This is a genomic window from Streptomyces corchorusii, assembly GCF_001514055.1.
Taxonomy (GTDB): domain Bacteria; phylum Actinomycetota; class Actinomycetes; order Streptomycetales; family Streptomycetaceae; genus Streptomyces; species Streptomyces olivaceoviridis.
Map to the genome: position 1 here is coordinate 1 of NZ_KQ948358.1, position 21,780 is coordinate 21,780.

Annotated in this window: 18 protein-coding genes; 7 read left to right on the forward strand and 11 right to left on the reverse strand. The window is 68.5% G+C overall.

The features are described 5' to 3' along the window. Nucleotides 1–234: 234 nt before the first annotated feature. From AQJ11_RS21120 to thyX, 3 genes are all read right to left on the reverse strand, one after another. Nucleotides 235–1,920: a ribonuclease J gene (locus AQJ11_RS21120; RefSeq protein WP_014675386.1), complete on the reverse strand. Its 1,686-nt coding sequence runs from the start codon at nucleotides 1,918–1,920 to the stop codon at nucleotides 235–237. Between the two features lie 155 nt (nucleotides 1,921–2,075). Next, nucleotides 2,076–2,975 (reverse strand): 4-hydroxy-tetrahydrodipicolinate synthase, encoded by a 900-nt coding sequence (gene dapA, locus AQJ11_RS21125; protein WP_014675385.1) that lies wholly within the window; start codon nucleotides 2,973–2,975, stop codon nucleotides 2,076–2,078. A 211-nt stretch (nucleotides 2,976–3,186) separates the two neighbouring features. Further along, nucleotides 3,187–3,936: an FAD-dependent thymidylate synthase gene (gene thyX / locus AQJ11_RS21130; RefSeq protein ID WP_041665521.1), complete on the reverse strand. Its 750-nt coding sequence runs from the start codon at nucleotides 3,934–3,936 to the stop codon at nucleotides 3,187–3,189. Between the two features lie 175 nt (nucleotides 3,937–4,111). Between thyX and AQJ11_RS21135 the strand changes: the two genes are divergently transcribed. Continuing rightward, nucleotides 4,112–4,372, forward strand: coding sequence for a hypothetical protein (locus AQJ11_RS21135; protein WP_059264043.1), 261 nt, complete (start codon nucleotides 4,112–4,114; stop codon nucleotides 4,370–4,372). Between the two features lie 102 nt (nucleotides 4,373–4,474). Next, nucleotides 4,475–5,029: a YdbT family protein gene (locus AQJ11_RS21140; protein ID WP_014675382.1), complete on the forward strand. Its 555-nt coding sequence runs from the start codon at nucleotides 4,475–4,477 to the stop codon at nucleotides 5,027–5,029. 40 nt (nucleotides 5,030–5,069) lie between these two features. Here AQJ11_RS21140 and AQJ11_RS21145 read toward each other — a convergent pair whose 3' ends face one another. The 5 genes from AQJ11_RS21145 to rpsO all read right to left on the reverse strand — a co-directional run bounded on the left by AQJ11_RS21145 (nucleotide 5,070) and on the right by rpsO (nucleotide 10,596). Beyond that, complete coding sequence (locus AQJ11_RS21145; protein WP_058082124.1) at nucleotides 5,070–5,525, reverse strand: tetratricopeptide repeat protein; 456 nt, start codon at nucleotides 5,523–5,525, stop codon at nucleotides 5,070–5,072. A gap of 28 nt (nucleotides 5,526–5,553) precedes the next feature. Further along, nucleotides 5,554–6,306, reverse strand: a complete 753-nt coding sequence (dapB, locus tag AQJ11_RS21150; RefSeq protein WP_058082123.1) for a 4-hydroxy-tetrahydrodipicolinate reductase — start codon at nucleotides 6,304–6,306, stop codon at nucleotides 5,554–5,556. A 26-nt stretch (nucleotides 6,307–6,332) separates the two neighbouring features. Then, on the reverse strand, nucleotides 6,333–7,712 hold the full coding sequence (locus AQJ11_RS21155; protein ID WP_014675379.1) for a M16 family metallopeptidase: 1,380 nt from the start codon (nucleotides 7,710–7,712) through the stop codon (nucleotides 6,333–6,335). Next, nucleotides 7,709–9,928, reverse strand: coding sequence for a polyribonucleotide nucleotidyltransferase (locus tag AQJ11_RS21160; RefSeq protein WP_014675378.1), 2,220 nt, complete (start codon nucleotides 9,926–9,928; stop codon nucleotides 7,709–7,711). Before AQJ11_RS21160 ends, AQJ11_RS21155 begins: the two co-directional genes overlap by 4 nt. Before the next feature lie 380 nt (nucleotides 9,929–10,308). Next, nucleotides 10,309–10,596 (reverse strand): 30S ribosomal protein S15, encoded by a 288-nt coding sequence (rpsO, locus tag AQJ11_RS21165; RefSeq protein WP_014675377.1) that lies wholly within the window; start codon nucleotides 10,594–10,596, stop codon nucleotides 10,309–10,311. 272 nt (nucleotides 10,597–10,868) lie between these two features. Between rpsO and AQJ11_RS21170 the strand changes: the two genes are divergently transcribed. Then, on the forward strand, nucleotides 10,869–11,159 hold the full coding sequence (locus AQJ11_RS21170; protein WP_014675376.1) for a DUF397 domain-containing protein: 291 nt from the start codon (nucleotides 10,869–10,871) through the stop codon (nucleotides 11,157–11,159). 164 nt (nucleotides 11,160–11,323) lie between these two features. Here AQJ11_RS21170 and eccD read toward each other — a convergent pair whose 3' ends face one another. After that, nucleotides 11,324–12,832: a type VII secretion integral membrane protein EccD gene (gene eccD, locus AQJ11_RS21175; RefSeq protein ID WP_059264242.1), complete on the reverse strand. Its 1,509-nt coding sequence runs from the start codon at nucleotides 12,830–12,832 to the stop codon at nucleotides 11,324–11,326. Nucleotides 12,833–13,168: 336 nt separating this feature from the next. Between eccD and eccCa the strand changes: the two genes are divergently transcribed. The 4 genes from eccCa to AQJ11_RS49285 all read left to right on the forward strand — a co-directional run bounded on the left by eccCa (nucleotide 13,169) and on the right by AQJ11_RS49285 (nucleotide 20,650). Continuing rightward, the gene (gene eccCa / locus AQJ11_RS21180; RefSeq protein WP_059264044.1) at nucleotides 13,169–17,143 is read left to right on the forward strand and encodes a type VII secretion protein EccCa; all 3,975 of its coding nucleotides are present in this window, start codon (nucleotides 13,169–13,171) and stop codon (nucleotides 17,141–17,143) included. A 72-nt stretch (nucleotides 17,144–17,215) separates the two neighbouring features. Continuing rightward, the gene (locus tag AQJ11_RS21185) at nucleotides 17,216–17,665 is read left to right on the forward strand and encodes a hypothetical protein (protein WP_059264045.1); all 450 of its coding nucleotides are present in this window, start codon (nucleotides 17,216–17,218) and stop codon (nucleotides 17,663–17,665) included. Nucleotides 17,666–17,670: 5 nt separating this feature from the next. Next, nucleotides 17,671–19,953 (forward strand): DUF6571 family protein, encoded by a 2,283-nt coding sequence (locus AQJ11_RS21190; RefSeq protein WP_059264046.1) that lies wholly within the window; start codon nucleotides 17,671–17,673, stop codon nucleotides 19,951–19,953. Nucleotides 19,954–19,966: 13 nt separating this feature from the next. Beyond that, nucleotides 19,967–20,650 (forward strand): hypothetical protein, encoded by a 684-nt coding sequence (locus AQJ11_RS49285; RefSeq protein WP_159061677.1) that lies wholly within the window; start codon nucleotides 19,967–19,969, stop codon nucleotides 20,648–20,650. Nucleotides 20,651–20,978: 328 nt separating this feature from the next. Here AQJ11_RS49285 and AQJ11_RS21200 read toward each other — a convergent pair whose 3' ends face one another. Next, nucleotides 20,979–21,278: a WXG100 family type VII secretion target gene (locus AQJ11_RS21200; RefSeq protein ID WP_058082116.1), complete on the reverse strand. Its 300-nt coding sequence runs from the start codon at nucleotides 21,276–21,278 to the stop codon at nucleotides 20,979–20,981. 78 nt (nucleotides 21,279–21,356) lie between these two features. Further along, the gene (locus AQJ11_RS21205) at nucleotides 21,357–21,701 is read right to left on the reverse strand and encodes a WXG100 family type VII secretion target (protein WP_030657588.1); all 345 of its coding nucleotides are present in this window, start codon (nucleotides 21,699–21,701) and stop codon (nucleotides 21,357–21,359) included. Nucleotides 21,702–21,780: the final 79 nt, after the last annotated feature.

Sequence of the window (21,780 nt, forward strand, 5' to 3'; positions counted from 1 at the left end):
TCTTTTTCCGATCCGATTTCCTCGGTGCTTTCCAGGTTCCCGCTCTCGCGTTTCCCTTTCCGGCGGTTCCGACTTTATCAGAAGTTCTGAGTCGGTTTTCCCACCCGCTCCGGGCATCCGTGTCCAGCGCGTGAAGTGCTGGGGTTCCCGGTTGGGCGGAGCCGTAAACGTACTGGAGCGGGGCGCCTCGATGCAAATCGAGGCGCCCCGCTCCAGGTGCGGACCGACGAGGCGTCAGACCTCCACGACCACCGGCAGGATCATCGGCCTGCGGCGATAGGTGTCCGAGACCCACTTACCGAGGGTCCGGCGGACGAGCTGCTGGAGCTGGTGGGGCTCCACGACGCCGTCCTGGGCGGACCGCTCCAGGACCTCGGTGATCTTCGGGAGGACGTCAGCGAAGGCCGAGTCCTCGATGCCGGAGCCGCGGGCCTGGACGTGCGGGCCGCCGGTGATCTTGCCGGTGGAGGCGTCCACGACCACGAACACCGAGATGATGCCCTCGTCGCCGAGGATCTTCCGGTCCTTCAGTGCCGGCTCACCGACATCGCCGACCGAGAGGCCGTCGACGTAGACGTAACCCGCCTGGACCTTGCCGGAGATCTTCGCCTTGCCCTCGACCAGGTCGACGGCCACGCCGTCCTCGGCGATGACGATCCGGTCGTGCGGGACACCGGTCAGGGCGCCCAGTTCCGCGTTCGCCCTCAGGTGGCGCCACTCGCCGTGGACCGGCATCAGGTTCTTCGGACGGCAGATGTTGTAGAAGTACAGCAGCTCGCCCGCGGACGCGTGGCCGGAGACATGCACCTTGGCGTTGCCCTTGTGGACGACGTTGGCGCCCCAGCGGGTCAGGCCGTTGATCACGCGGTAGACCGCGTTCTCGTTCCCGGGGATCAGCGAGGACGCGAGGATGACCGTGTCGCCCTGGACGATGCGGATCTGGTGGTCACGGTTGGCCATGCGGGACAAGGCCGCCATCGGTTCGCCCTGGGAGCCCGTGCAGACGAGGACCACCTCGTGGTCGGGCAGGTCGTCCAGCGTCTTGACGTCGACCACCAGGCCCGGCGGCACCTTCAGGTAACCGAGGTCGCGGGCGATGCCCATGTTGCGGACCATGGAGCGGCCGACGAAGGCGACCCGGCGGCCGTACTCGTGCGCCGCGTCCAGAATCTGCTGGATGCGGTGGACATGGCTGGCGAAGCTCGCCACGATGATCCGCTTGCGGGCGCCGGCGAAGACCTGCCGCAGGACGTTGGAGATGTCGCGCTCGTGCGGGGTGAAGCCCGGGACCTCGGCGTTCGTGGAGTCGGCGAGGAGGAGGTCGATGCCCTCTTCGCTCAGCCGCGCGAAGGCGTGCAGGTCCGTGAGGCGGTTGTCCAGGGGGAGCTGGTCCATCTTGAAGTCGCCCGTGTGCACCACCATGCCGGCGGGGGTGCGGATGGCGACGGCCAGGGCGTCCGGGATGGAGTGGTTGACGGCGACGAACTCGCAGTCGAAGGGGCCGATGCGCTCGCGGTTCCCCTCCGCCACCTCCAGGGTGTACGGGCGGATCCGGTGCTCCTGGAGCTTGGCCTCGATCAGCGCGAGGGTGAGCTTGGAGCCGATCAGCGGGATGTCCGGCTTCTCGCGGAGCAGGAAGGGGACGCCGCCGATGTGGTCCTCGTGGCCGTGCGTGAGGACGATGCCCTCGATGTCGTCGAGGCGGTCCCGGATGGACGAGAAGTCCGGCAGAATCAGGTCGATTCCGGGCTGCTCCTCCTCGGGGAAGAGCACTCCGCAGTCGACGATCAGCAGGCGACCGCCGTACTCGAAGACCGTCATGTTTCGGCCGATCTCGCCGAGGCCGCCGAGTGGGGTGACCCGCAGGCCACCCTCGGGCAGCGCCGGGGGCGGGCCGAGTTCAGGATGCGGATGACTCAAAAGACTCTCCTCACCACGCGCGCCACGTACCGGTAGGGCACGTGGCGCGCGTGACGTTCGTGCGCAAGCAGTTGTCGTTGTCGAGTGCAGGCACCGGTGGCCTGCGTCTTCAGTTGTTCTTCAGTTGTGAAGCCCCTGTGGTGCCAAGTCTGTTGTCAGAGCTGTACCCCGCCGGCGGCAAGATCGATCTTGAGCTGCGCGATCTCCTCGGGCGAACACTCGACCATCGGCGGGCGCAGCGGTCCGGCCGGCAGTCCCTGGAGGGCCAGGGCGGCCTTGGTGGTCATGACTCCCTGGGTGCGGAACATGCCGGTGTAGACCGGGAGCAGCTTCTGGTGGATCTCCGTGGCCTTGACGACGTCACCCGAGGTGTACGCGTCCACCAGGGCGCGCAGGTCGGGGGTGACCAGGTGGCCGACGACGGAGACGAAGCCGACCGCGCCCACGGAGAGCAGCGGGAGGTTGAGCATGTCGTCGCCGGAGTACCAGGCGAGACCGGACCGGGCGATGGCCCAGCCGGCGCGGCCGAGGTCGCCCTTGGCGTCCTTGTTGGCGACGATGCGGGGGTGCTCGGCGAGCCGGACGAGGGTCTCGGTGCTGATCGGGACGCCGCTGCGGCCGGGGATGTCGTAGAGCATGACCGGCAGGCCGGTGGCGTCGGCGACGGCCGTGAAGTGCCGGTACAGGCCCTCCTGCGGGGGCTTGTTGTAGTACGGCGTGACGACCAGGAGGCCGTGGGCGCCGATCCGCTCGGCTTCGCGGGCCAGCTCGACGCTGTGGTGGGTGTCGTTGGTGCCGACTCCGGCGACGACGTGGGCGCGGTCTCCGACGGCCTCCAGGACGGCTCGTACGAGGTCCGATTTCTCCGCGTCACTGGTGGTGGGGGACTCGCCGGTGGTGCCGTTGACGATCAGGCCGTCGTTGCCTGCGTCCACCAGGTGGGCGGCGAGTCGCTGCGCGCCGTCGAGGTCGAGTGCGCCGTCCGCCGTGAAGGGCGTGACCATGGCGGTGAGGACCCGCCCGAAGGGGGTCTGCGGAGTCGAGGTCGGAGCCATGGGTAACACGCTACTCGGTGCCCGATGCGGGATGTGCCCTTGGGGTGTCGGGAAAGTCAGGACAAAGAGGGAGCCCGGCACTGCCTGCTCGGGGGTTCAAGCAGTGCCGGGTCCGTTTGATCAGGCTAGATGAACTTCTCTAAATGCCGCAATACGGACACCTCGCCAGGCTGACCCGTACATCCGTTCCCGACAGGGGAACAAGGCTTCGTTACGGGGCCACACGCCCGTTCGCGTTGAAGGCGGCGTAGGTCAGCGGCATGAGCCTGGCCCACTCCGCCTCCATCTTCTCGCCCACCATCTCGATCTCCCGCTGCGGGAAGGACGGCACCTTGGCCAGCTCGTGCTGGGTGCGCAGGCCGAGGAAGTGCATCAGGGAGCGCGCGTTGCAGGTGGCGTACATCGAGGAGTAGAGGCCGACGGGGAGGGCGGCGCGGGCCACCTCGCGCGCGACGCCCTCGGCGAGCAGCTTCTGGTAGGCCGCGTACGCCTGCTCGTAGGACTCCCGCAAGGCGCTGCTCACGGCCTCGTGCTGGGCCGGGGTCCCCTCGACGAAGACGTACTTGCCGGGGCGGCCCTGCTGGACGAGCTTGCGGTCGGCACCGGGGACGTAGAAGACCGGCTGGAGCTCGCGGTAGCGGCCCGACTCCTCGTTGTACGACCAGCCGACCCGGTGCCGCATGAACTCGCGGAAGACGAAGATCGGGGCGCTGATGAAGAACGTCATCGAGTTGTGCTCGAACGGGCTGCCGTGCCGGTCGCGCATCAGGAAGTTGATCAGGCCCTTGGAGCGCTCGGGGTCCTTCCTCAGCTCGTCCAGGGACTGCTCGCCGGCGGTGGAGACGCGGGCGGCGAAGAGCACGTCGGCGTCCGAAGCGCTGGACTTCACCAGCTCGACGGTGACGTCACTGCGGAACGTGAGCGACTCGGGGGTGGTCACGGGGGTTGGGGTCCTTCCCATCACTGCGGTGGTTCGCGACCACCTTACGGGGGCACCCGGCGGGGCCCGGCACCACCTCACCCCAAAAAACGCACCCACGATTTTTTCGGACATGGGCACCTTTTGTGTCACTCGATCGTCTGTATCGGTGAGGTCCGCACATTCGATCACCCACCATGAGAGGAACGGCATCACGATGTTCCGCCCCCAGCTACCGCCGGGAGGGACCCCCAGCGGGCCCGTACCCTTCGCCTTCCTGGCCGAGGCGGACAGGTTCCGCAGCAATGTCACTCCCCCGCCCCGTCGGCGCGCGTCCTTCGGCGAGATGGCCGGACGCTGGCTGCTGGGCCTCACCATCGTCGCCGGCCTCATAGGCGCCCTGGTCCTGGGCATGCCGGCGCTCTCCACGCCGTCCGATACGCCGGCTCAGCAGTCCCAGGCGTCCCAGGGGCACTGAGCGCGGGCACTGCCCCTTCCGGACGCTCACGGCTGGTGGGCGGGAACGGGGCCGGATAGCCTCACCGGCACAGCCCCCGTGAGGACCGAGTGAGGACCAGCCGTGCCCCTGCCCTTCCTGACGGCCGAACGCACCTTCGAGACGACGGCCGAGAGTGCGCTGCCGTACGACGATCCGGACCGCTGGCGGCGCCCGTACCGGCCCGGTCCCTGGCGAGTGGGCCTGGCCGCGCTGGTGCTGCTGCTCGCCTCGTTCGTCCTGTTCGCCGCCGTGCTCACCGCGCTCACCGGCTCGCCGGCCGACGCCGGGGTGGTCCTCGGCCTCGGCCTGGCGATCGTCGTCGGCGCGCTGCGGTTGCTGCGCATGGGGGTCTGGGTGAGCCGGCGCGGGCTGCGCCGGACCGGCTTCCTCGGGACGCGGACGGTGCCCTGGGCACGGGTGGTCTCGGTGCGGACCGTGCAGCAGCCGGTGCGCTGGCTGGGTCTGCCGCGCACCGTGCAGGGGCAGGCGCTGGCGCTCGTACGCAAGGACCGGCGTCCGGAGGACACCCCGCCGCTGCTCACCACGCACGGCCTGGACTTCCTCGGCCGGCCGATGGCCTTCGACCGGGCGGCGGACGCGGTGGAGGCGTGGGCGGCGGAGTACGGGGGCCGCTGAGCGAAACGGTGCGGTGCGGCGGTCGTGCGGGGGCGCGCTGTCAGGCGGCCTGCACCGGCTTTCCGTCGTGCAGGGCGATGGCCCTTTGCATCGCCTTGCGGGCGCGCGGGGTGTCGCGGGCGTCGTGGTAGGCGACGGCCAGGCGGAACCAGCAGCGCCAGTCGTCCGGGGACGCCTCCGTCTCGGCCTTGCGCTTGGCGAACACCTCGTCGGCCGAGTCGCGGTCGATCCGGCCGCTGGGCAGGCGCTTGAGCTCGTCGAGCGGCAGACCGCCCTCGGCGTCGAGTTCGGCGGCGAGCTGGTTGGCCTTGCGGACGAACTGGGTGTTCTTCCACAGGAACCACAGCCCGATGACCGGCAGGACCAGCACCGCCACGCCGAAGGTGACGGTGACGACCGTGCCGGACTGGATGAGCATCACGCCGCGGCTGCCGACCAGGACGAAGTAGAAGACCAGGACGGCGGCCGTGACGAGGTAGGTGATCTTCGCGCGCATCGCAGGCGTCTGTCTCGGCTCGGTCGTCTCAGCTCAGGTCCAGGAAGTGCTCCAGGCCGAAGGTGAGGCCCGGAGCGGTCACCACGCGGCGCGCGCCGAGCAGGATGCCCGGCATGAAGCTGCTGTGGTGCAGGGAGTCGTGGCGGATGGTGAGGGTCTCGCCCTCGCCGCCGAGCAGCACCTCCTGGTGGGCCAGCAGGCCGCGCAGGCGGACGGCGTGCACGGGGACGCCGTCGACGCTGGCGCCCCGCGCACCGTCCAGGGCCGTGACGGTGGCGTCCGGCGCCGGTGCCGTCCCGGCCGCCCGGCGGGCCTCGGCGATGAGCTGGGCCGTGCGCGTGGCCGTACCGCTGGGCGCGTCCACCTTGTTCGGGTGGTGCAGCTCGACCACCTCGACCGACTCGAAGTACGGCGCGGCGATCTGCGCGAACTTCATCGTCAGCACGGCTCCGATGGAGAAGTTCGGCGCGATGAGCACGCCGGTCTCCGGGGACTGGGCGAGCCAGCCCCGCAGCTGCGCGAGGCGGTCCTCGGTCCAGCCCGTCGTACCGACGACGGCGTGGATGCCGTGGCGCACGCAGAAGTCCAGGTTGCCCATGACCGAGGCGGGGGTGGTCAGCTCGACGGCGACCTGGGCGCCGGTCTCCGCCAGCGTCTCCAGCTTGTCGCCGCGGCCGAGGGCGGCGACCAGCTCCATGTCCTCGGCGGCCTCGACCGCCTTGACCGCCTCCGACCCGATCCGGCCCCCGGCACCGAGGACCGCCACGCGCAGCTTGCTCATGTTCCTGTTTCCTAACCGGTGGTGTTTCAGGCGACCACGTCGTGCAGCCGGGAGGCCTGCTTGTCCTTGAGCGGGCCGATGACCGACAGCGACGGGCGCTGCCCCAGGATGTCGCGGGCGACCTCGCGGACCTCGTCCGGGGTGACCGCCTCCATCTTCGCGAGCATGTCGTCCACGGACATCTGCTCGCCCCAGCACAGCTCACTCTTGCCGATACGGTTCATCAGCGCGCCGGTGTCCTCCAGGCCGAGGACCGTGGAACCCCGCAGCTGGCCGATGGCGCGGGCGATCTCGTCGTCGGAGAGGCCGTTCTGCGCGACGTGGTCGAGTTCGTCGCGGCAGATGCGCAGGACGTCGTGCACCTGGCTGGGCCGGCAGCCGGCGTAGACGCCGAACAGGCCGCAGTCCGCGAAGGCGGAGGTGTACGAGTACACGCTGTAGGCGAGGCCGCGCTTCTCCCGGACCTCCTGGAAGAGGCGGGAGGACATGCCGCCGCCGAGGGCGGTGTTGAGCACGCCCATGGCCCAGCGGCGGTCATCGGCGCGGGCGATGCCGGGCATGCCGAGGACGACATGGGCCTGCTCGGTCTTGCGGGCCAGCAGTTCGACCTTGCCGGAGGTGCGGATCGTACGGCGGCCCTCGCGCGGGGCGATGGGCCGCGCGTCCGGGTCGCGGAGGGCGCCTGCCTTCTCGAAGGCCGCGCGGACCTGCCGTACGACCTTGTTGTGGTCGATGTTGCCGGCGCAGGCGACCACGAGGTGGGTCGGGTCGTAGTGCTTCCGGTAGAAGCGGCGGATGCGGTCGGCGGTGAGGGCGTTGACCGTGTCCACCGTGCCGAGGACCGGCCGGCCGAGGGCGTTGTCGCCGAACATGGTGTGCGCGAACAGGTCGTGCACACAGTCGCCCGGGTCGTCCTCGGTCATGGCGATCTCTTCGAGGATCGCGCCGCGCTCGACGTTGACGTCCTCTTCGAGGATCAGCGAGCCGGTCAGCATGTCGCAGACGACGTCGATGGCGAGGGGCAGATCGGTGTCGAGCACGCGCGCGTAGTAGCACGTGTACTCCTTGGCCGTGAACGCGTTCATCTCGCCGCCGACCGCGTCGAGCGCGGAGGAGATGTCGAGCGCGCTGCGCCGGGTCGTGCCCTTGAAGAGCAGGTGCTCCAGGTAGTGCGTGGCGCCGTTCAGGGACGGGGTCTCGTCGCGGGAGCCGACGTGCGCCCAGATGCCGAAGGTGGCGGAGCGGACCGAGGGCAGGGTCTCGGTGACGACGCGCAGACCGCCCGGGAGGGTGGTCTTGCGGACCGTACCGATGCCGGCTGTGCCCTTGATGAGGGTTTGGGTACGGGCGACGGCCCGCGCCTCCGAAGAGGGGCGGGCCGTCACCTTGGAGCTACGGGACGTCACTGCTCGGCGTCGTCCTTCGCGGTCTCGTCGCCTTCCTCGCCCTCGATCACCGGAACGAGGGAGAGCTTGCCGCGGGAGTCGATCTCGGCGATCTCGACCTGGACCTTCTGGCCCACGCCGAGCACGTCCTCGACGTTCTCCACGCGCTTGCCGCCGGCGAGCTTGCGGATCTGCGAGATGTGCAGCAGACCGTCCTTGCCGGGCAGCAGGGAGACGAACGCACCGAAGGTGGTCGTCTTGACGACCGTACCCAGGTACCGCTCGCCGACCTCGGGCATCGTCGGGTTGGCGATGCCGTTGATCGTGGTGCGGGCGGCCTCGGCGGAGGGGCCGTCGGCGGCGCCGATGTAGATCGTGCCGTCGTCCTCGATGGTGATCTCGGCGCCCGTGTCCTCCTGGATCTGGTTGATCATCTTGCCCTTGGGGCCGATGACCTCACCGATCTTGTCGACCGGGATCTTGACGGTGATGATCCGCGGAGCGTGCGGGCTCATCTCGTCGGGCCGGTCGATGGCCTCCATCATCACGTCGAGGATGTGGAGGCGGGCGTCGCGGGCCTGCTTGAGGGCCGCGGCCAGGACGGAGGCCGGGATGCCGTCCAGCTTGGTGTCGAGCTGGAGGGCGGTCACGAAGTCCTTGGTGCCGGCGACCTTGAAGTCCATGTCGCCGAAGGCGTCCTCCGCACCGAGGATGTCGGTGAGAGTGACGTAGTGCGTCTCGCCGTCGATCTCCTGGGAGATCAGACCCATGGCGATACCGGCGACCGGGGCCTTCAGCGGCACACCGGCGTTCAGCAGCGACATGGTGGAGGCGCAGACCGAGCCCATGGACGTCGAGCCGTTGGAGCCGAGGGCCTCGGACACCTGGCGGATCGCGTACGGGAACTCCTCGCGCGTCGGCAGCACCGGCACCAGGGCGCGCTCGGCGAGCGCGCCGTGGCCGATCTCGCGGCGCTTCGGGGAGCCGACGCGGCCGGTCTCACCGGTGGAGTACGGCGGGAAGTTGTAGTTGTGCATGTAGCGCTTGCGGGTCACCGGGGAGAGGGTGTCCAGCTGCTGCTCCATGCGGAGCATGTTGAGGGTGGTGACGCCCAGGATCTGGGTCTCGCCACGCTCGAACAGCGCGGAACCGTGCACCCGCGGGATGGCCTCGACCTCGGCGGCCAGGGTGCGGATGTCGGTGACACCGCGGCCGTCGATGCGCTTCTTCTCCTTGATCACGCGCTCGCGGACCAGCTGCTTGGTGAGCGAGCGGTACGCGGCGGAGATCTCCTTCTCGCGGCCCTCGAACTCCGGCAGGAGCTTCTCGGCGGCCAGACCCTTGACCCGGTCCAGCTCGGTCTCGCGCTCCTGCTTGCCGGCGATGGTGAGCGCCTGGGCCAGCTCGGGGCGGACGGCCGCGGTCAGCGCCTCGAACACGTCGTCCTGGTAGTCCAGGAAGATCGGGAACTCGGCGGTCGGCTTGGCGGCCTTGGCGGCGAGGTCGGCCTGCGCGCGGCACAGGACCTTGATGAAGGGCTTGGCGGCCTCCAGACCGGCGGCGACGACCTCCTCGGTCGGCGCCTCGGCCCCACCCTCGACCAGCTTGATGGTCTTCTCGGTGGCCTCGGCCTCGACCATCATGATCGCGACGTCGCCGTCCTCCAGGACGCGACCGGCGACGACCATGTCGAAGACGGCGTCCTCAAGCTCGGTGTGCGTCGGGAAGGCGACCCACTGGCCGCGGATCAGCGCGACGCGGACGCCGCCGATCGGGCCGGAGAAGGGCAGACCGGCCAGCTGCGTGGACGCGGACGCGGCGTTGATCGCGACGACGTCGTACAGGTGGTCGGGGTTGAGGGCCATGATCGTGGCGACGACCTGGATCTCGTTGCGCAGGCCCTTCTTGAAGGACGGGCGCAGCGGACGGTCGATGAGGCGGCAGGTGAGGATGGCGTCCTCGGACGGCCGGCCCTCACGGCGGAAGAAGCTGCCGGGGATCTTGCCGGCGGCGTACATCCGCTCCTCGACGTCCACCGTCAGCGGGAAGAAGTCGAGCTGGTCCTTGGGGTTCTTGGAGGCGGTGGTGGCCGACAGCACCATGGTGTCGTCGTCCAGGTACGCCACGGCGGAACCGGCGGCCTGCTTGGCCAGGCGGCCCGTCTCGAAGCGGATGGTGCGGGTGCCGAAGGGACCGTTGTCAATGACGGCCTCGGCGTAGTGGGTCTCGTTCTCCACTAGCGTTTTCTCCGTTACGTATCGTCTTTCGTCCCTTGGCTGCCCGTGTGGCAGGGGGACGGTGGCGGAGAAGCGCTCCGTGCGGTGCGGGCCGGTCTTCGATCGAAGCACCCGGGGCTCGCTTCCCCCCGGGGGCCACTACCGAGGACCGGCGGCGGCTGGGTGCGCTCCTCCTCGTTCTGTGACGTACCCCGTAGTGCCGTGGCGTACGTCGTTCCGTGTCGTGCGTATTGCGTTGTGCTACCACACTACAAAGCGTGAGTGACACTCCGCACGTCTCCGCACATACGGCGGAGGGTTCCGGCTGCGCGGCAGGGCCCCGCATACGGCAAAGGGAGCGGCCCCCGAGTGCTTTCGGGAACCGCTCCCCTCATGGCGTCTTACCGGGCGCCAGCCGCACCGCGGCGGATGCCGAGGCGGTCGACCAGCGCACGGAAGCGCTGGATGTCCTTCTTCGCCAGGTACTGGAGAAGGCGGCGGCGCTGACCGACGAGGATCAGCAGGCCACGGCGGGAGTGGTGGTCGTGCTTGTGGGTCTTGAGGTGCTCCGTCAGGTCGGAGATCCGACGGGAGAGCAGGGCGACCTGGACCTCGGGGGAGCCGGTGTCACCCTCCTTGGCACCGAACTCGGCGATGATCTGCTTCTTCGTAGCGGCGTCGAGCGACACGCGTACTCCTCATAGTCTGTTGAGTGCCACCGAGTGCCCCCGGTCTACGTCTCGGGGGAGCTTCCGTTACTCGGGAGGCGGGGATCCGCTGGGCGCGGCCTCCAGAACGAGCACGGGGCGGTTCCGGGGGCGCGTACACAAACGGCCGTCACTCAGGGTACCAGGCGATGGCGGGCACCTTGCGCCCGGTCGGCGAACCGCCCTGGTGGGGCGGTCCCGGCCACTAGGGTGAGCGCCGGACCGTACCTACCTCGGGAAGGGGTCGCTGCACGATGGCGGAAACGGAAGCGGAGATCAAGGCGCGCAAGGAGCGGGAGCGGGACGAGCTGTACGCCCTCGACATCTCGGGCGTCGAGTGGCACTGCGCGCCGGGCACGGAGGAGCACGAGGAGCGGGTCGAGATCGCGTACCTGCCCGGCGGGGCGGTGGCGATGCGGTCCTCCCTCGACCCGGACACGGTGCTGCGCTACACCGAGGCGGAGTGGCGGGCGTTCGTGCTGGGGGCTCGGGACGGGGAGTTCGATCTGACGCCTATGGCCCATAACGGGGGGTTGGACGGGTAGGGGGCCACGCATGAGAAAGGGCGGCACGCGCGCGTTGCCGCCCTTTTGCCGTCCGGCTCCTCGCCGGGGAGGGCCCGCTTCCGCCGTCCGGCTCCTCGCCGGGGAGGGCCCGCTTGCGCCGTCCGGCTCCTCGCCGGCGAGGGCCCGCTTGCGCCGTCCGGCTCCTAGCTGGTCATGGCCCGCGCCTGCGCGTACACGTCGAAGACGGCCAGGGCCAGGGGGATCAGTGTGAGGAGGACGAAGCTCTCGGCGATCTCCAGGAAGCGGCCCCAGAAGGGGGTGACACCGCGCCGTGGGGTGATCAGGGCGATCGCGGTGACCAGGGCGGTGGCCGCGGCGACGGCGGCGGCGAGCCAGACGCTCCGGATGTCGAGGGCCGTGGTGTCGCCCCGGAAGGCGTCGGCCAGGTACCCCCGCGGCGGGTTCAGGGCCAGCCCCAGGCCGAGGAAGACGATGGCGGCGAAGCCCGCGGCCAGGGTGGCGCCGACCTGTGCGGTGTAACGGAACAGGTGCGCCCGCATGAGCATCGCCACGCCGGTCGCGAGAGCCAGCAGCTGGGCCCAGATGTTGCTGGAGAAGCCGAGGACGATGGACGCGCCCACCGCGACGAGAGCGCAGCCGCCGACGAGACCGACGAGGAGTTCGTGGCCGCGCCGGGCCTGTGCGGCCACGCGCTCGGCGTCCACGGGTTCCTGGGGCGCGGGCTCGCCGGTGTCGTACCCGCCGCGGGACGGGTTGGGCGGTTCGAAACCGATGGGCAGCCGCGCGAAACGCATGGACAGGCCGGGGAGGAAGGCCAGCGCCACGACGGAGAGCGGGGCGCAGACGGCGGCCGTTTCGATGGGCTTCAGCTCGGTGAGGATCGCGATGAAGGTCGTGATCAGACCGATGGCGGAGGCAAAGAGGAACGCCACGAAGGGTCCGTCGCCGCCCGGCGACACCAGGGTGAGCACCAGGGAGGCGACCAGGACGGCCGTGCAGGCGAGCAGGAACTGCAGTCGCCCGATGCCCTCGCCGGCGGAGAGCGACAGCAGGCCCGAGCCGGCCACGGCCACGTTGGGCAGGGCGCCGAGTCCCAGCGCGACAGCGGAGCCCCGGTCGTCGTACACACGCGCGCGTACGCACGCGATCGTGACGAGCAGGATGCCGCAGACGCCCGCGATGATGCCCTGAAGGCTGTGCATGTCGTGCCGGACCTGCGAGCTCCAGGCCACGAACGCGAGCAGCGCGGGCAGGACGCCGCCCGCGACGAGACCGGCGGCGCGGGTCAGGTCGCCGCTCCACAGGGTGCGGTCCCGGGTGACGGCGGCGGCCACCGCCTCGGAGACGTCGTCGAGGACGGCCGGGGGCAGCGACTCGGCGAACGGGCGCAGGGTGAGCAACTCGCCGTCGAGGATGCGCTGGGCCGTGAAGGACCTGGCGCCGTCGAGGACGGTGCCGTCACGGCGTACGAGGTGGTAGCCGACCGGAGCGCCCTCGGCGGGGCTCTGCTGGGACAGGCGCAGTATCTCCGGGTAGAGGTCGGCGACCGGTACGTCGTCGGGCAGTGCGACGTCGATGCGGCTGTCGGGCGCCACGATGGTGACGCGGCAGAAGCCGAAGCCCATACCCGCCCCGGAAGGGGCTCCGGTGCCCGGTCCACCGGTCGCGCCGGCCGGCACGGAGGCCGTCATGCTCACCTGCTGTTCCCCCTCGTCGGTGGTGGGGCGGCCTACGGTGCCACCGCGCACCTTCCGCCCGTAAAGATGCTGTGTAGGTTGTGCGGCGCCTTCCCGCTCCGCCGGCCGACCGAGCGGTTCTGGCCGGGATCCGCGGGAGGCGCTTGTTTCGAACAGGTGCGGATTGCCCGGGTTTTCCCGGAACGATTCGCAACTGCTCACGCGCTCCACCGGCACCCTACCGCCCGCCGTTGTCGGTGGTTGTCAGTAGGATCGCGGTTCGCGATCGACGTCCGCCTGACACGGGGCGGCGGATGAAACATCTCGGTCCGGCAAGGGAATTGGTGCGTAGTGAGCCACATCGTCGTCAAGCGCCCACCGCGGGCACTGCCGAAGGAAGTGCCCACGGACGAGGTCGTGCTGCAGGCTCCGCCGGAACTCCCGCGCGGTCAGCAGGAAGGCGCACTGATGCAGCTCCTGCCCATGCTGGGCATGGGCGGATCCGTGGTGTTCTTCTTCAACCCTCAGGCCCAGCCCTTCATGAAGATCATGGGCCTGGTGATGGTGGCCTCGACGATCGCCATGGGCATCTCGATGCTCGTCCGCTACCGCCGCGGCAATCAGGGACAGATGGCCGACCTGCGCCGTGACTACCTCCGTTATCTGTCGCAGACGCGTCGTGCCGCCGTGGAGACCGCGCTGGCCCAGCGCGACACCCAGTACTACCTGCACCCTTCGCCGGAGCAACTGTGGGCCCTGGTCGCCGAGGGCAGCCGGGTATGGGAACGCCGCACAGCCGACGAGGACTTCGGGCAGGTACGCGTGGGACTCGGCCCGCAGGCCCTGGCCACGCCCCTGATCCTGCCCCAGACCGCCCCGGTCGACGAGCTGGAGCCGCTGACCGCCGGCGCCGTGCAGCGCTTCCTGGCGACGCACAGCACCCTCGACGACCTGCCGATGGCGGTGTCGCTGCGCGCCTTCTACCACGTGACGATCAGCGGCGAGCCGGGCACCGTGCGCGGCACCGCCCGCGCCGTCACCGCCTCCCTCGCCTCGCTGCACTCCCCCGAGGACCTGGTCATCGCCGTCGTCACCGCACGCGAGTCGGCGCCCGAATGGGAGTGGGCCAAGTGGCTGCCGCACGTGCAAGCTCCGGGCGTCACCGACGGCGCCGGCAGCATGCGCCTGATCAGCGCCGACCCGGTCGAGCTGGAGGACCGGCTCGCCTCCCGTCTGGAAGGCCGCCCGCGTTTCCACCCGTCCGGGCCGCCCGTGCCCGAACAGCCCCATCTGGTGGTGGTGCTCGACGGCATCTCCCTTCCGCCCACCTCCTTGCTGGCCAACCCCGAGGGCCTGCAAGGCGTGACTGTCCTGGAGGTCGTACCGGGCGACCTCACCATCGGGCGCGGCGACCTGTCGGTCGTCGTGCAGCCGAAGGAACTGCGCCTGGAGTCCGCCCACGGCATGGTCTACGAGGGGATCCCGGACGTCCTTTCGTACGAGGCGGCGGAGGCGTTGGCGCGTCAGCTGGCGCCGCTGCGCATGGCATCGGGTGGCGACGACGACGAACCGCTGCTCGCCAACCTGGAGTTCACCGACCTGCTGAACCTGGGTGACGCCGCGTCGGTCGACCCGAAGCGGACCTGGCGGCCCCGCTCCCAGTCGGAGCGGCTGCGCGTGCCGATCGGTGTCGGCGAGGACGGCCGGCCCGTGATGCTCGACCTCAAGGAGGCGGCACAGGAGGGCATGGGCCCGCACGGCCTGTGCGTCGGTGCGACGGGTTCCGGCAAGTCCGAGCTGCTGCGCACCCTGGTCCTCGGCCTCGCCGTGACCCACTCCTCCGAGACGCTGAACTTCGTCCTCGCCGACTTCAAGGGCGGTGCCACGTTCGCGGGCATGGCCCAGCTGCCGCACGTGGCGGCCGTGATCACCAACCTCGCGGACGACCTGACCCTCGTCGACCGCATGGGTGACTCCATCCGCGGTGAGCTGAACCGGCGCCAGGAGATGCTCCGCGACGCCGGCAACTACGCCAACATCCACGACTACGAGAAGGCGCGTGCGGCGGGTGCCCCGTTGCAGCCGATCCCGTCCCTCGTCCTGGTGATCGACGAGTTCAGCGAGCTGCTGACCGCCAAGCCGGACTTCATCGAGATGTTCGTGCAGATCGGCCGTATCGGCCGTTCGCTCGGCGTGCACCTGCTGCTGGCCTCGCAGCGCCTGGAGGAGGGCCGTCTGAGGGGTCTGGAGACGTACCTCTCCTACCGGATCGGTCTGCGCACGTTCTCGGCGGCCGAGTCCCGCGCCGCGCTCGGCGTCCCGGACGCCTACGAGCTGCCGAACGTCCCCGGTTCCGGCTTCCTGAAGTTCGGCACGGACGAGATGGTGCGCTTCAAGGCCGCGTACGTCTCCGGGGTGTACCGCACCAGCTCGCAGCAGGCCGCGGCCCTCGGCGGCCCCCTGCCTGTCGACCGCAGGCCGGTCCTGTTCACGGCGGCCGAGGTCCCGGTGCAGTACGTGCCGATTCCGCAGCAGCGGCAGGAGGAGGAGACCGGCAAGCGGCAGGACGACGCGCTCGCCGACACCGTCCTCGACGTGATCGTGCGGCGCCTGGAGGCGCAGGGCCCGGCCGCCCACCAGGTGTGGCTGCCCCCGCTGGACAGCCCGCCGTCGCTCGACGCGCTGCTGCCGGGGCTCGCCCCGGTCCCGGGCCGCGGTATGACCCAGCCGGGCTACGAGGGCGCGGGCAGGCTGGTCGTCCCGGTCGGCCTGATCGACAAGCCGTACGAGCAGCGGCGCGACCCGCTCTGGCTGGACTTCGGCGGCGCGGCCGGTCATATGCAGATCATCGGCGGCCCGCAGTCCGGCAAGTCGACGCTGTTGCGCTCGGTCATCGCGTCGTTCGCACTGACCCACACCCCGTGGGAAGTGCAGTTCTACGGCCTGGACTTCGGTGGCGGCGGCATGGCCGCGGTGGCCGGTCTGCCGCATGTGGGCGGTGTCGCGTCCCGTCTGGACCCGGAGAAGGTCCGGCGCACGGCGGCCGAGGTGTACGGCGTCATGACCCGGCGCGAGGAGTACTTCCGTTCGGCGGGCATCTCCTCCATCGCGGAGTTCCGCGCCCGTCGCGCGAGGGGGGACATCTCGGTGACCGACCAGCCCTGGGGTGACGTCTTCCTGGTCATCGACGGCTGGGGCAACTTCCGCACGGACTACGAGGCGCTGGAGCCGCTGGTGCTGGACATCGCCGCGCGCGGTCTGGGCTACGGCATCCACCTCGTCCTGACCGCCTCGCGCTCGATGGAGGTCCGCGCGAACCTCAAGGACCACCTGATGAACCGCCTTGAGTTGCGGCTGGGCGACCCCATGGACTCCGAGATCGACCGCAAGGTCGCGGCGAACGTCCCCACCGGTGTGCCGGGCCGCGGTCAGACCCCGCAGAAGCAGCACTTCATGGCGGCGGTCCCGCGGATCGACGGCCTCTCGTCCGACACGGACCTCGCGGAGGCGACGACCGCCCTCGCAGCCGAGGTCACCCGCCACTGGCAGGAGCCGGGCGCGCCCGAGGTGCGCCTGCTCCCCCGCGAGTTCCCGGCCACGCAGCTTCCGCCGGGCGACCGTTTCCCGAACCGCGGCATCTCCTTCGCCCTCGACGAGGACAACCTGGAGCCGGTGTTCGTGGACTTCGAACAGGACCCGTTCTTCCTGGTGTTCGGGGAGAGCGAGTCCGGCAAGTCGAACCTGCTGAAGCTGCTGATCAAGCGCCTGACCGAGCGGTACGACGGCAACACCTGCAAGCTCTTCGTCGTCGACAACCGCCGCTCGCTGCTCGGGGTGACCCCGAAGTCGCACCTGGCCGAGTACATCCCCATGTCGAACCAGATGCAGCACCACATGGACGCACTGGCCGACCTGATGCAGCGCCGCACCCCGACCGCCGATGTGACCCCGGAGCAGCTGCGCAACCGCAGCTGGTGGCGGGGTCCCACGGTGTACGTCGTCATCGACGACTACGACCTCGTGTCCACGTCGAGCGGCAACCCGCTGGCGGGCCTGACGGAACTGCTGCCGTTCGCCCGCGACGTCGGCGTCCGCTTCATCATCGCCCGCTCCACGGCGGGCGCGGGCCGTGCCGGTTACGAGTCGTTCATGCAGCGCATCAAGGAACTCGGCGCCCAAGGCGTGGTCCTCGCGGGCGACCCGGCCGAGGGCGACCTCCTGGGCGGCGTCCGACCGCGGCCGATGCCGGCGGGGCGTGGGATCTTCGTTTCTCGGAAGCGGGGGAAGCCCATGGTTCAGGTGGGATTGATGGAGGCGGAGAACTGAGGCACGTAGACACTGCTGATCTGGCGAGGCTTCCGCTCGTTGGCGGGAGCCAGGAAACGGGGGGAACCGCGCATGGCGTGGGATGAGTGGGAGCAGCTGAAAGCAAAGGCAGCACAGAACCAGTCCGCACACATGCGGCTCAACCATGTCACGCCCGACAACGGAGGCGGCGAAAGTACACGTGGTGATCTCACCGTGCACCAGAAGGATCTCGCCGCGATCGGTTCCGCTGCTCACGAACTGTTCCAGGACTTGGGCCGGTTCAGCGACCACGCCCGTATGTCCTCCATCAAGGCGGCCGGAGGGCTCAAGAGTGAGGGGTTCGACATCGGGGCTGCCCTCGATCACGTAGCCGGACGCTGGGTGGACCAGGTACAGAGCCTCCTCGACGCTTGCGCCCACATCTCCAACCACCTCCGCTACACCAAGAATCAGCACGCCGCCGACGAGTCCTACATCGCCGGCACTCTCAGCAGCATCTCCCAGCTCGACCAGGGCTTCGACGAGCGGAAGGGCAGCTGACGACCATGGATCTCGATGCCTTGCGCTACGGAAACTTCTCGCAGCTCGGAGAGGCCATCACCGACTGGGAGGAGATGACCAGGAACCTGGCGACGCTGAAGGAGGACGCCCAGACCAACCTGAAGAGTCGTGCGGACAAAGCGAACTGGGCTGGTGTCAACGCACAGGTGAGCCGGGAGTTCATCGGCAAGACCGCGGAGGAGTTCGCGGACGCCCACACGCAGGCGGACTCCATCACGAAGATCCTCAAGGACACCCGCGGCGAACTCATCGGCTACCGAGACGAGCTGAACGAAACCCTCGAACGCGCTCCGTACAAGTACTGCACCGTGATCGATACCGGGGGCGGGACCTTCACCGTCAGCGGCAATCCTCGTCCCGACTGGGCTTCCGATCCCAGTGGCAGCACAAGCGCGGTCAGCCAGGAAGACGTCGAGGCCCTTCGAAACGAGATTCAGCGCATTCTCGGCAAGGCGACCGAGAGCGACAGTACTGCGGCCAAGGCGCTCAGACTCCTGGTCGACCAGGCAAAGTACGGCTTTTCCGGCGCCCACTACGAGAACCGGGACGAAGCCGCCAAGGCCGTCGCGGACGCCGACCTGATGGCCAAGATCCTTGCGAAGAATCCGCACGACGTGACGAGCACAGAGCTCGCCTCACTCAACTCCACCCTGGCCAAGTACAAGAACGACCCTCTGTTCGCGGAAGAGTTCGCCACACAGGTTGGCCCGAAGAAGGTGCTGACCTTCTGGGCCGGCATCGCCGACCCCTACCAGGGAACTTACGACCCCGACCGCGCCAAGCAAGCCAAACAGCTCCAGAAGAATCTTGGGATCATCGTCGGTCAAGCCACCCTCTCGGACAGCGACAAAATGCAGAACTGGGAGCGGCAGATGATCCGGCTGGGTCCCGACCAGCTCGGGATCGACGACGCGAGCAACCCAACTGGTTACGCAGTCATGAGTAACCTCATGCGCTTCGGCGACTACGACGACCAGTTCCTCAACGACTACGGCGACAAGCTCCTCGCATACGACAAGAAGATGAACGGCCAGGGCATCAACGCCTGGGTCAACAACTTCAACGACGGCGACCTCAATTACTGGGGCTACAAGAACGATCGCGGCCGCGACCCCATGGCCGGATTCCTGGAGGCGCTCGGCCATAATCCGGATGCATCGGCACAGTTCTTCGCCCAGCCCGACGGCAGCGGTGCCACAGTCAACAAGAACTCCGAGGTCAACGAGCACCTGCAGTACCTGACGAAGGAGCGAGTCTGGGTCTCCGACGCCACGATGCAGGGCAACCACGACTACGTCGCAGCACGCAATTCACTCGGACGCGCGCTGGAAGCAGCCACGACCGGCTACTCTGCTGATGCCTCCCCGAAGGACGTCGCGGCGGGTGACCGTCGCACTGCGGCCACGGCCGGTGTCATGGAGCAGGTCGCTTTCCTCTACGGTGGAGAGGACGGTCCGAAAATGCTGCACGATCAGCCCGAACTGGCCGACAGCCTCGGAAAGATGGCCGGTGCGTACATCGATGACATCGACTACGAACTGTCCGGTATCGGCGACCACAGCAAGGACGCTCTCGACTTCCCCGCTCGATATGCCGGACGAGCCCAATTCGGCAACCAGGGAGCCATCGATTTCCTGAGCGTCCTCGGTCAGGACGAGAACTCACACAAGGCCGTGACAGCCGCCCAGCATGTGTATACCTTGAGCATGCTCGACGCCCATCCGCCGACCAGTGATTCGCATATGAACCAGGCTCGGGACATCATGTCGGTAGGCGCGGAAGCCCGCGGCATCCTGGACAATTCCCGCGTGGAGCAGGCGGCAACGACGTACGGTGAGAACTCAGAGGAAGCCAACAAGGCACTGGGCCGGTCGGGTGACTGGAAGAAACTGCTGGTCGGAGCAGTAGTGGCAGGTGGGGTCGCCTCCATTCCGCTCCCCGGTTCGACGGCTGCCGCAGTCGTCATCGCCCCCGTCGCGGCGGACACCATCACCAATGCGGCCAATACGCTGCTCGGGCACGAAATCGACAAGGCGACGGATGACGCAGAGTCCGATCCTCTGGTCCCGTCACAGATGACGAGCCGTGAATTCTACGGACGAGGGGTCGATGATCTTGGATCGACCTATGATGCGTACTTCAAGGATCACCCAAACGCCAGGGCTGTAGCTGACCAGCAGCAATGGGTCGAAGAAACAAAGAGCAGTTACCTGGGCACCGGCTCCCACGAGAACGATTACCGTGGCCGGCCTCCCTACAAGGATTGAGCAGGGGCGTAAAGTGCTGCGAATCGCAAGGAACGGTACATACGGGACGGCTCTCTCTCTTACAGCTGCGGCGCTTCTTGTGACAAGTTGCAGCAGTGATTCTGATCGAGAGCAGGCGAAGACGTCTGGCACGACCGCGAGCAAGATTTGCGACGGAGCACTCGACGCTCCCGCCCGGCAAGCGCTCCAGAACCTGGCCGGCACTGATCAGTTCGACGAGTCCACTGGTGCCGCCAGCGAGGCAGGACAGCCTCGTACGTTTTCCATACAAAACGCAGTCAAGCATCTGCACGACGAGTATCGTCAGCGCCCAGCTTGCTGGGTGTACAAGACCGGGGACGAGAGCGGGAAGCCACTTCTTGAAATCCGTTTCTCGGCATCCCAGAGTTACCCCAAAGCGTCCGGTAAGGAATCCAACGACAGCAAGGTCAGATACCCCGTGGGGTTGTATGCCAAAGTGGGCCGCGACGGAGCTGACCTGTTCTTCCAGTGCGCCACCGGAGCAGGCTCCAAAGGCGCATACATCGGCGACACGAAGTATGTGAAGGCGGAACTGTATTCCACTGGCTCCCAATTGCGCGGGAACAGCGTCGACAAAGACCGTATGGTGATCCTCAACTCCATCTCCCGCAAGGTGGCTGAGGAGGCAGGCTGCGCTTCGGAAGCCGACCTGCCGACTGCGGTGCCCGATGCGTGATCGAGCCCGTGGCCGGCAAGAGAAGCGCCGATGGGATTCAGTACATCGCCAGGAGGGCAGCTCCGCAGCCAGCAGCATTCCGGCGGCACCTGCCGCCGGCCGCTTTTCCGCCTCACAGCGGCGGAGCGCTCGCCATGCCCTCCTCAATGTGGACTGAGCCGCCAGATGCGGGCCGGGTAACGTTCCTTGCCCGGCCCGACGCAGGTACGGCGGCGAGGACGTTCACTCCTCTTCCCCTGGTCGGCTTCCTGCCCGAGACAACAGCAGGGTGGGCGCCTCCCGCGCGCGCCCACCCTGACGTTGCTTTGCCGCCTCTGCGGCCCTCGGCCTAGCGGAAGTAGCTGGCCGCCTTCTTGTCGCCTTCCATGTACGTACCGCCGGACTGGGCGACGACGTGGCCGATCCCGGCCAGCGCCTGGTGAATGTCGTTCGCCTCCTTGTCCCAGCGGTTCAGCTTCTCGTGGAAGGTGTCCTGGGCCTGACCCTCCCAGTACTGCAGGCTGCTCACGACCAGCCGGCGCAGCTCCTGCAGGTCCTGCTCCAGCAAGCTCGCCTCGTTGCCGATCTTGGTCGCCGCGACATCGAGCCCGTCATAAGTGACTGACAGGCCGTCAGCGTTGTTGGCCATACCTGTTACCTCGTCTCGCTGATGTGTATCCGGTGGATGCGCCGGGGTGCCCCGGCTGAAGTCCTGGTTGTCGCTCGGTCAGTAGGAGCTGAGCGGAGACACGGTGGGAGCGCCGTCCCGGACGTCGATCTTGTTGACGGCCGCGCGGACCTCGTCTTCCTTGCTGTCCTTGATGTTGCGCGTCGCGGTCATGGCCTCGATGACGTCGCCGAGGATGCCGCCGATGGCCTGGAGCGACTGGTTGATCTCGTACTGCTTCGAGTCGAAGGCAGCACGACCGATACCGTGCCACTGGCCCTCCAGGCCGTCGATCACGCCCTGTAGCCCGTGCACCCGCTTCCGGATGCCGTCGTACTTCTCCAGCATCTGCTTCTGCAGGTGGATTACTGCGGCATCTTCGAGCTTCTGCTTGTTCTCGGCCATCTCAGCCCTTTCTCTGTCTGTCTCGTTGGTCCAACTGTCCTGGCCCACTACCGCACAGTGCGGTACGGCGGCGGGCGCG

What these genes read in the sequence shown, in the direction of transcription:
- dapA (WP_014675385.1), bottom strand. Translation starts at nt 2,975, where the DNA reads ATGGCTCCGACCTCGACTCCGCAGACCCCCTTCGGGCGGGTCCTCACC.
- thyX (WP_041665521.1), bottom strand. Translation starts at nt 3,936, where the DNA reads ATGGGAAGGACCCCAACCCCCGTGACCACCCCCGAGTCGCTCACGTTC.
- AQJ11_RS21135 (WP_059264043.1), top strand. Translation starts at nt 4,112, where the DNA reads ATGTTCCGCCCCCAGCTACCGCCGGGAGGGACCCCCAGCGGGCCCGTA.
- AQJ11_RS21145 (WP_058082124.1), bottom strand. Translation starts at nt 5,525, where the DNA reads ATGCGCGCGAAGATCACCTACCTCGTCACGGCCGCCGTCCTGGTCTTC.
- dapB (WP_058082123.1), bottom strand. Translation starts at nt 6,306, where the DNA reads ATGAGCAAGCTGCGCGTGGCGGTCCTCGGTGCCGGGGGCCGGATCGGG.
- AQJ11_RS21170 (WP_014675376.1), top strand. Translation starts at nt 10,869, where the DNA reads ATGGCGGAAACGGAAGCGGAGATCAAGGCGCGCAAGGAGCGGGAGCGG.
- eccD (WP_059264242.1), bottom strand. Translation starts at nt 12,832, where the DNA reads ATGACGGCCTCCGTGCCGGCCGGCGCGACCGGTGGACCGGGCACCGGA.
- AQJ11_RS21185 (WP_059264045.1), top strand. Translation starts at nt 17,216, where the DNA reads ATGGCGTGGGATGAGTGGGAGCAGCTGAAAGCAAAGGCAGCACAGAAC.
- AQJ11_RS21190 (WP_059264046.1), top strand. Translation starts at nt 17,671, where the DNA reads ATGGATCTCGATGCCTTGCGCTACGGAAACTTCTCGCAGCTCGGAGAG.
- AQJ11_RS21200 (WP_058082116.1), bottom strand. Translation starts at nt 21,278, where the DNA reads ATGGCCAACAACGCTGACGGCCTGTCAGTCACTTATGACGGGCTCGAT.
- AQJ11_RS21205 (WP_030657588.1), bottom strand. Translation starts at nt 21,701, where the DNA reads ATGGCCGAGAACAAGCAGAAGCTCGAAGATGCCGCAGTAATCCACCTG.